This window comes from Escherichia sp. MOD1-EC6021 (genome assembly GCF_002965245.1).
Classification (GTDB): Bacteria; Pseudomonadota; Gammaproteobacteria; order Enterobacterales; family Enterobacteriaceae; genus Escherichia; species Escherichia coli_F.
The window spans coordinates 17,429-26,587 of the sequence record NZ_PTRU01000033.1 but is presented as its reverse complement, the minus strand read 5'-3'; the positions used below and the strand labels follow the sequence as shown (position 1 = coordinate 26,587).

Annotated in this window: 10 protein-coding genes; 9 read left to right on the top strand and 1 reads right to left on the bottom strand. The window is 39.1% G+C overall.

The features are described 5' to 3' along the window. Positions 1-30 precede the first annotated feature (30 nt). From BEB54_RS23805 to BEB54_RS23765, 9 genes are all read left to right on the top strand, one after another. Complete coding sequence (locus BEB54_RS23805; RefSeq protein WP_097721790.1) at positions 31-1,356, top strand: YadA C-terminal domain-containing protein; 1,326 nt, start codon at positions 31-33, stop codon at positions 1,354-1,356. Between the two features lie 28 nt (positions 1,357-1,384). Continuing rightward, a complete protein-coding gene (locus BEB54_RS23800; RefSeq protein WP_000803716.1) occupies positions 1,385-1,612 on the top strand; it encodes a hypothetical protein in 228 nt (75 codons plus the stop codon). A 124-nt stretch (positions 1,613-1,736) separates the two neighbouring features. Next, entirely contained in the window at positions 1,737-2,324 is a 588-nt protein-coding gene (locus BEB54_RS23795) for a DUF6012 family protein (protein WP_097721788.1), read from the top strand. 11 nt (positions 2,325-2,335) lie between these two features. Next, entirely contained in the window at positions 2,336-4,489 is a 2,154-nt protein-coding gene (locus BEB54_RS23790; protein WP_097721786.1) for a type IA DNA topoisomerase, read from the top strand. Further along, positions 4,486-4,692: a hemolysin expression modulator Hha gene (gene hha / locus BEB54_RS23785; protein WP_000850859.1), complete on the top strand. Its 207-nt coding sequence runs from the start codon at positions 4,486-4,488 to the stop codon at positions 4,690-4,692. The genes BEB54_RS23790 and hha overlap by 4 nt, the downstream gene beginning before the upstream one ends. Before the next feature lie 15 nt (positions 4,693-4,707). Continuing rightward, entirely contained in the window at positions 4,708-5,154 is a 447-nt protein-coding gene (locus tag BEB54_RS23780; protein ID WP_097721784.1) for an H-NS histone family protein, read from the top strand. An 82-nt stretch (positions 5,155-5,236) separates the two neighbouring features. Next, entirely contained in the window at positions 5,237-7,141 is a 1,905-nt protein-coding gene (locus tag BEB54_RS23775; protein WP_074568661.1) for an NACHT domain-containing protein, read from the top strand. 490 nt (positions 7,142-7,631) lie between these two features. After that, positions 7,632-7,970, top strand: a complete 339-nt coding sequence (locus tag BEB54_RS23770; protein ID WP_074568662.1) for a hypothetical protein — start codon at positions 7,632-7,634, stop codon at positions 7,968-7,970. Between the two features lie 103 nt (positions 7,971-8,073). Further along, positions 8,074-8,295, top strand: a complete 222-nt coding sequence (locus BEB54_RS23765) for a hypothetical protein (protein ID WP_077888054.1) — start codon at positions 8,074-8,076, stop codon at positions 8,293-8,295. Between the two features lie 86 nt (positions 8,296-8,381). Here the strand turns inward: BEB54_RS23765 and BEB54_RS23760 are convergent, their stop codons facing one another. Continuing rightward, positions 8,382-9,152, bottom strand: coding sequence for a hypothetical protein (locus BEB54_RS23760; protein WP_000418053.1), 771 nt, complete (start codon positions 9,150-9,152; stop codon positions 8,382-8,384). Positions 9,153-9,159: the final 7 nt, after the last annotated feature.

Sequence of the window (9,159 nt, the reverse complement as noted above, 5' to 3'; positions counted from 1 at the left end):
GATGATTAGTTACAATCACTGAGGTTAGAAATGAAAGTAACCAAATCTATTATAGCTGTTTTATTGTGCTTATCTGCTGGTAGTGCATATGCAGATTGTGAGTATTACCTTACAGGTAACAAGGAAACTCTTAATATTTCGGATTGTGTTGATGGTGTAAAAGGCATAGCCAATAGTGCGCTGTCAAACTCAAAGAATGCTCAAAATGTTGCAAATGGTGCTGCTTCTACAGCCCAAAATGCGCAGTCTGTCGCGAATACTGCTGCGTCTACTGCGCAAAACGCGCAAACAGCCGCGAATAAAGCTCAGGCAACAGCAAATGAGGCTAATTCAGCGGCCCAAAATGCACAGAACACAGCGAATACGGCGCAAAATACAGCGAACTCTGCTAATACGGTTGCTCAAAATGCTCAATCGACAGCTAACCAGGCAATCCAGGATGCGGCAGAAAAAGCCGAAGCGGCAGAAAAGAACGCAAACAACTATACAGACAATAAAATTACAGATGCTAAAAATGAACTGAATACGAATATTGATAGTGCGAAGAATGACGCGATCAATTTGTCGAACAGCTACACCGACAGCAAAATCAGTGATGCGAAGACGGAACTGAACGCCAATATTGATAAGGCGAAGAATGACGCGATCAGTTCATCCAACAGTTACACTGACAATAAAATCAGTGATACGAAAACGGAACTGAACGCCAGTATCGACAAGGCAAAGAACGACGCGATCAGCTCATCAAATAGCTACACTGACAATAAAATCAGTGACACGAAGACGGAGCTGAATGCCAGTATTGACAAGGCGAAGAACGACGCGATCAGTTCATCAAATAGCTACACTGACAATAAAATCAGTGACACGAAAACAGAGCTGAATACCAATATCAACAATGCAAAAAATGAGGCAATCAGCACATCAAACAACTATACGGATAAGAAATATCAACAAGGTATCAGTTATACCAATGAAAAATATGAGCAAAGCATACAGTATGCTCAAAATGCAGCCGATAAAGCTGAACAAAATGCGAATAACTATACAGATAACCGATTCAGTCAGTTAAGCAATCAGTCAAATCAGCGGTTCGAACAATTAAACAGTAAAATTGAACGTGCGGAAAAACGCCTTAATGCCGGTATTGCAGGTGTAATAGCAATATCATCAATCCCGTATGTTGCTGAAAATAGTTTCTCATATGGTATTGGTGTTGGTAATTATCAGAATGGAAATGCGATTGCAGCAGGCATTCAATATAAAACGTCATTAAACACAAACGTGCGCCTTAATGTTTCATGGGATTCATCTCATAACACTGTTCTTGGTGCAGGTTTTGCGGGTGGCTGGTAATAAATTATCTATGTGAAAGGAGATAAAAATGAAACCATTGGTTTATGCAATGATTCTGTCACTGACAACCTTTTCTGCTTTTGCAAAACAGAACTCGGCTAACAGTCAGAAAACTGGTGCAAGTAATATGGAAAGACAAAGCTATGAGAATACCGATGCGGGGAAAAAACAAGCTGAATGGATGAAAGGTAAATTAGTTAAATCTGATTGTTCTCCAGCCATGAATCGTATTGGCTGGTCAGAAGGTTGTAAGTAATCATCAATGATAACCTCGCAGATTCCAGATTTTAATCTGGATTTTGCGGGGTTGAACAACCGAAGGGTGTTAGTAATTTTTTGGTAATAAGTCCAGACTTGAAAATGAGATAAAGGAAACCACTATGTATCTGCATATTGTTCCTAAACTTTTTCATCGCATGGCTAATAAATGTAGCCTTAAAATCATTTCCATACCTGAACTTGATTTTATAATTGATAGTGAATCATTGTCTGTAGGCAGACCGTGGCCTAATAAATGTTTATGGGTTGGAATGCGAAAAGGAAGAAAGTCAGTTAATGGCCTTGTTTTGCAAACAGATAAAAAATTAAGATGGTTTACTACTATATACACCTGGGATATTGAAGATATGGGGTTAATATATCATCGGGTCAATACCTATATAGAAGATGATGATTTTGATATGGTATCACAGGAAATTCTCTTAAATGGTTCTTTTGATAAGTGGAGTGACAGGGTGCATTCAGCTTATGAAAATAATCCTCCAGCCAGAATTCAGCCAAAAATGGAATCTTTATTAAATAAACCTGGTGAAAACAGCCATGATATGTGGGAAGAGTTCGAATGGGGAGACTTCCTTCTATCCAGAGAGGAAAGTCTTTTACTTCACACTATTCAGTCTGAACGATTAAAAACGGACTTCTCTTTATTCAAAAAACAACCATCTATTGAAAGTGCATTAGTTATTTAAAGGATAATAAAATGAGACTTTTTATTGCAGAAAAACCCGCAGTAGCAAATGATATTGTTAAGGCACTTGGTGGCAATTTTACCCGCCATGATGGCTGGTTTGAAAGTGATAACGCCATTGTGACTAACTGTTTTGGTCATATTATCGAATCACAACCGCCGGAAAACTATAATCCTGAATACAAAGCCTGGAAGGTTGAAACGCTTCCTTTACGTCTTTATCCCGTGAAGTATCAGCCTGTTGAAAGTGCAGCAAAACAGGTTAAAACGATTCTCGAACTTATCAGACGTGGAGACGTGACTGAAATTGTTCACGCTGGCGATCCTGATGATGAGGGACAGCTACTTGTTGATGAAGTCCTGGAATATGCAGGAAACACAAAACCCGTAAAGCGCGTTCTGATTAACGACAACACGCTTCCGGCAGTGAAAAAGGCACTGGCAAATCTTAAAGATAATCGTGATTTCAAAGGGCTTTACCTTAAGGCGCTGGCGCGTTCAGTTGCTGATGCCGTCTATGGCTTCTCCATGACGCGTGCTTACACCATTCCTGCAAAAGCCAGAGGATATCAGGGTGTTCTGTCTGTCGGGCGCGTCCAGACGCCCGTTCTTGGCCTGATTGTGAATCGTACCCGTGCTAACCAGAACCATAAATCCAGTTTTTACTACACCATGACCGGAGTCTTTCAGCGTGGTGCTGATGTTATCAGGGCGAACTGGAAGCCAGGGGAATTTGCTCCGCTGACAGACCGTAAATTACTTGATAAAGCGTGGGCAGACGGAACGGCAGCATCCCTTGCAGGAAAACCGGCTACAGTTGAAGCGGCAGCAACTGATGATAAAAAAACGGCTGCGCCGTTGCCGTTTAACCTGGTCAGACTCCAGCAATACATGAACAAAAAGTTCAAAATGACGGCACAAAAAACGCTGGATATTACGCAACAATTACGTGAAAAATATAAAGCGATTACTTATAACCGCTCTGATTGCTCATATCTTTCTGATGAACAATTCAGCGAAGCGCCGCAGGTTATCGATGCCCTGAAATCAGTCTTTCCTCAGTCGCTGGATATTGATTTTGCACGTAAAAGCAAAGCGTTTAACAGTGCAAAGGTGACTGCGCATACTGCTATAATCCCGACCGCCAGTGTGCCTGATGTTAACGCACTCAGCACCGACGAGCGCAATGTTTACCTGGCGATCGCACAACACTATCTTGTTCAGTTCATGCCTGAAAAAGCATACCAGGAAGTATCGGTTGCCATTCAGTGTGGTGATGAGTCGTTCTATGCCCGTGCCAGAAAAACAACTGACAGCGGATTTGAGGCGTTTCTTGGCGCGGAAACCACAGACTTAGGTGAATCAGAAGATAATGATGATTCCGCTTTTGAACTGCTCTGTAAAATTCGCACAGGAGAAACACTGACGACAAAAGAAGTTGTTGTTAATGAGAAGAAAACAACACCGCCGCCGTTATTCACCGAAGCCTCCTTGCTTGCTGCGCTTGTTCGTGTCGCGGATTTTGTCACTGATCCAACGATTAAAAAATTGTTGAAGGATAAGGATAAAGACAAAAAAGATGAACATGGCGGTATTGGTACGCCAGCTACCCGCGCTGCCATTCTGGAAACGCTGAAGAAGAGAAACTATATCACGCTGGAAAAAGGGAAACTTATTCCTACTGATACCGGATATGCGATTATTGATGCCCTGCCTGGTATAGCGGTTAATCCTGATATGACAGCATTATGGTCTGAAAAGCAGGCTGCCATTGAAAATGGCGACCTGACGGTTGAACAGTTTATTAATGATCTGTACGGTGAACTGACAGGCATGATTTCTGATGTTGACCTGGACAAGATGAAGATTGAACCCGCTGCGCCAGCAGGGCAGTTTCAACGCCTGGACTCTCCCTGCCCTTCCTGTGGTAGACATATTGTTATCAGACCGAAAGGTTATTTCTGTACCGGATGTGAATTTAAAATATGGAGTGAGTTTTCTGGTAAGAAAATCACCCAGGCACAGGCCGAAAAACTGGTTAAATCAGGGAAAACTGATTTGATTAAGGGATTTAAAAAGAAAAGTGGTGGAACGTATGATACAGTTCTTGTCCTTGAGGATAAGAAAACAGGGAAGCTGGGTTTTCCGGTAAGGGCTAAGAAGTGAAAACAAAGCAGGAATGGCTTTTTCAGTTAAGAAAATGTACATCAAGAGATACTCTTGAAAAAGTTATTGAGATTAACCGTTACAAGCTGCCTTTATCAGAATCAGAGGCATTTTATTCTGCCGCAGACCATCGCCGCGCAGAACTGGTTATGAATAAACTTTATGATAAGGTTCCTTCCGGCGTCTGGAAGTACGTCCACTAAACAAGAGGATTAATTATGAGCGAACTGACTAAAGAAGATGAATACGGCATTATCAGCCGGACTATGATGAATATTCGTTCATTGCGTGTGTTTGCCCGTGAGATTGATTTTGAGCAGTTGCTCGAAATGCAGGAAAAGCTCAACGTTGTTATTGAAGAACGTCGTGAAGATGCTGAACGTGAAGCGGTTGAACGAGCAGAGCGTGAACGGAAACGTCAGGAACTGCTTCAGTTAATCGCCGGAGAGGGTTTCTCACCGGAAGAACTGCTTGGTCTGCCCGAAGAAGCACCAAAATCACGTAAAAAAACGTTACCAAAAGCGCCACCCAAGTATCAATTTGAAGAAAATGGTGAAACGAAATACTGGTCTGGTCGTGGACGTGCGCCAAAACCGATTAATGAAGCGTTGAAAGCCGGGCGTTCTATTGATGAATTTCTCATCCCAAACGATACTTTCAACTGAACTGAAAACCTCCAAGATATAATTCAAAAAATCTGAATGTCTTTTAGGTGCGTTCTCCGTCAAACACATAAGGTATGATTGTATGGACCCAATTACCGCTGAAATATTAAGAATAGGCATAAGTGAATCAGCCAAACTTATCTTTCAAAAAGTTCTTTCAAAAAATTGGATGAAAGAATATACAGGAGGACGCTCTATTGTAGAGCAATTATTATCACTGGATATTCAGAGTGATTACATCGTGAAACATATATCTAGAGCTATGAAAATGAGGACAATACATAGTTCTGAAAATGATGTAATGCTTAATTCAATATATCATCCATTGACTATACATAGAGAAGGTAAAAATATCAAGGTGGATGATAAATTCCTTTTATCTGATAACAACATAACAAATATAATAGGGTTTGCTGGGCAAGGGAAAAGTACGATTCTGAGAAAAATCCTTTTAGAGTCCATAAAGAATGGAGATAAAATACCATTCTTCATGGAGTTGCGTAAAATAGAGGCAAAAGGAATAGAGAATTCTCTCTTGTCTATTATTGAAGAGTTGGGGATCAAAACAGATAAAAAATCACTTAATTCATTGTTAAGTAGCGGAAATATATTGCTATTACTTGATGGTTTTGATGAAATATCATCAAAAATGAGAATGGATATTCTTAGTGAAATAATTTCATTAAATCGTCGTCACGGCGTCCAAATAATAACAACCAGCAGAGGTGGTACAGAAATATGTACAGAATCTAACATAATAAATTATACAGTAAATAAAATAAAAAGATCAGACATTATGTCTATACTTAAAAAGTTGAGTGAGTCACAAGAAGTTGAAGAAGACACGCTACAACAAATATTTCATATGTTAAAAGGAAACACCAGCCTGGTCGAGACAATGAACTGTCCATTGCTTGTCACGCTGTTTTATATTTGTTATCCACATCTGGACTCAATCCCTGATAGTGCAACAGAATTCTACTCTAAATTATTCACTACATTATATTTTAGGCACGATAAAGTAAAGAACTACAAACGAGAAAGGAAAAGTGATATTCCTCCCCCGGAAGCATTCAACGTTTTTTGTGCCCTTTGTTTCAAATCCATTTATGATAACAAGCAAGATTTTACTGAGCTTTCATTATTTGAATATACAAAACAATCACTTGCGTTGTGCGGAGCCAATGAGGCAAGGCCGGAAGATATAGCATATGACTTTGTGGATATCACATGTTTAATCCAAAGGGATGGTTATGATAGATATGTCTTCCTCCATAAATCGATACAGGAATATCATGCTGCTGAGTATGTTAAGTCACTATCGTTAGAAAAGAAGAGACAATTTATGGGTGCTATTCTTGAAAGTATCCAAAATGAACCGAAATTATCAGCAACAGCAAGATATCTATATGAAATAGATAAAGAAAATACATATGAGTTAATATGTAAACCTTTATGTGAAAGATATGGAATAGATAAATATAAAGATAACGAAGAATTTTATGTTGAAAAGTTATACACTGAACTCATGGAAGGAGTTGTTTATCAGTTGCATAGTTTTCCAGATAATGTAAAAAAAGAAGAACTCTCTTCTGAGGAAATATTTCATAGAGGAATTTCATCTATTGGTCCGTTTAACTCATCAATAAGTCCTCTATTTATTTTTTCAAGTCACTATAAAGGTGAGCAAATAAATTTATATACAGATCTGCTAATAAAGGAAGCCATAAAAAAAGAATATCTTGAAGCCTTGTTTAATATGAGTGGTATTATTTATAGTATAGATAGTGTTGAACCTGATAATAAATTAACAAAAAAAATGTATTATGCAAAATTATCTGATGTTGTTGATGGGTTAAATAAAAAGGAGCATATAAAGAAAACGATTATGGATATAACTTCAGCATTGTATCATGATGTTTTTAGCTCTAACAAAGCATTAATAGAGAGAAAAAACAATGCGTTAAATGATATATTTGGTCTCTAGACAAGTCATTTTAAATTAAAATAGTCAGCCCTTTTTATTAGAGGGCTGTTTTATGGGGAGGGGGCAGTGTGGAAAAAGTCATGTCTGAATAATTAGAGCGAGAGGATCGATAGTTCGAATTGTCTTATTCAATAATATTGCTATTGATTATAAATCTGAAATAGAATTTTTGATCAATTTATCTGCTAACTCTCTGACATAATTATAAAAATATACACCTTGACATTTGCCGGTGTTTAAATTCTTTTCTCTTTCCTGGTAATAACGCGAATCTTTTTCCTTCGAAGCTCTAACCATCTTGGCATATCAAAACAGGCATGTGAATGAGTGTCGGCAGCGTTTCTGAATGCATGTATGAGTTTTTTTTGCTTGCGTACATTAATCATAAACTTCGCCTCCGACTACAATTTATCAGTTATAAAATTATGTTACCAAATTGATGATAAGATGTTATCATTGATGGCTTGTTTCGTACTTTTCTGGAGGTTTTATGGATGTAACCGAAAAGATTTTGCACCATCAAATCACGCACGGCATCTTTGATAATGAAAAAATGATGGTGAAAGGTATCGCCCAGCTTGCTGTTGATAAAGGGTATACCTCGCTTTCCACCAAGCAACGGAGCGTGATAGATCCTTACCTGCATCAGACCTGCTCTGGTGTTACTGATCCAGGAGACTATCACAACAACTGCCAACAACCGCTTACGGGCAAAGGACTGCTAGATGCCTACGAACTTAGCGGTGACAGTGAAAACTTAGAATGTGAAAGCTGCCGTAGTGAGAGTAGTTTTTATGCACATCAGCAGGCTAAGCGCGACAAGGAATAGGTGCTACCACAGGGCTGCACCTAAATGAAAGTTTTTAAATCAAAGCCGTATTGGAGGCTTTAATCTGTTTGCTCTATAAAACATTAAAAGGAATGGACTAATAGTGACAACTCAAAAACTAACTAAAACTGATCACTCCGGCCTTAATAACCTAATTAATGCTGCTTTCGAGGGGGTTATAAACGGCTCTTTATCTCAAGTCAGTGCTATGAACTCTCTGGCACATGTAGTGGCGGCAATCGATATTGGCAATTATGATGAAGCCCGTAAGTGGTTCCAAAACCCAAGCCTGCTTGATGAAAATGAGAAGCTAACAAATCCATAATATTTAAGGCCACGAAAGTGGCCTTTTTTATGCCCCAAGTTTAATTCCCGAGCCACCTGGACATTCAGGTTATTCTGTCCAGATAATCACAGAGGTGTGTGTGATGCCCCCAACGGAAGCGGAACTTCGTAGCTATCATGTTCGCTTTCGTATCTACGGATGAAGACGTTTACCTGCCTTTCCAGTAGCTCAAACAGTGAGATAAGTTCGGTGATAAGCCCTGCCACATAGCCCTCATCAATGATAATTTTGTGTTTGTTCAGTCTGATATTTTCTTTCCTATTACAATAGATTTCTATATCAGCCAGTCGCTCCGCCCTGTGCTTTTCAATCTCTCCTTCGGAGTGAACCAGAACGTGCCGGATTTGCTCCACTTTAAGCATATCTTCCCACAGTTTCCACAAGGTGCTCCCCTGATTCATATCAAAACCGGCTTCGCGCCGAAGAAACCTGCGGTAACGCTTTATGCATATTTTCTTAAAGTATTTATCGCACCTATCCTGCGGAAGCAGTTTGTTTATTTCCTCGCACATTGTCTTTATCTGGTGTTCGAAAAAATTGTACAGTGCGATAACCATAGATTTTCGATGCATCGATGGGTAAATATCACCGAACTCCTGAAATTCCCGACTGTAACTGCAAATAATATCTTCGTGATGACTTTCATCATTATTTTTAAAATGTTTGGAAATTTCATCAGAGATCAGCTTATCACTTTGTTTTATATTGTTTTCTGTATATTGATTATATGCTGAGTAATCAAAAAGATCTGACTTAGTGAAATGACAAAGGTGAAAAAGGGTTGTGTCGAAGAAATCTATAACATTGGGGTGACGAAATTCAGTATCCAGTTCCATAAACATC